Origin of the sequence: Dietzia sp. UBA5065, from assembly GCA_002415925.1 — a bacterium.
In the GTDB taxonomy this organism is placed as follows: domain Bacteria; phylum Actinomycetota; class Actinomycetes; order Mycobacteriales; family Mycobacteriaceae; genus Dietzia.
In genome coordinates this window covers 20,258-20,550 of record DIAZ01000036.1, presented here as the reverse complement: position 1 = coordinate 20,550, position 293 = coordinate 20,258, and the positions used below count along the sequence as shown (strand labels likewise).

At 68.6% G+C, this 293-nt stretch carries 1 protein-coding gene; it reads right to left on the bottom strand.

Annotated elements, in window-relative coordinates; genetic code table 11:
* On the bottom strand, positions 1-293 hold a 293-nt coding region (locus B4M60_RS02615), incomplete at both ends, for a hypothetical protein (RefSeq protein ID WP_291080014.1).

Here is a 293-nt window from a genome sequence, read left to right as displayed (position 1 = left end):
GTCTCCGGGTTGCAGTTGACCATCACGGTCTCGTACCCGGCCTCGGACAGGGTGAGCGCGGCGTGGACGCACGAGTAGTCGAACTCGATGCCCTGGCCGATCCGGTTGGGTCCCGAACCCAGGATGATGACCTTGTCGCGCTCGGTCTGCGGCGCCACCTCGGACTCGGCCGCCGGATCCAGCTCGTAGGTCGAGTAGTGGTAGGGCGTCTTGGCCTCGAACTCCGCGGCGCAGGTGTCGACCGTCTTGTAGACGGGCCGCACGCCGAGGCGGTGGCGCAGGCGCTGGACGCC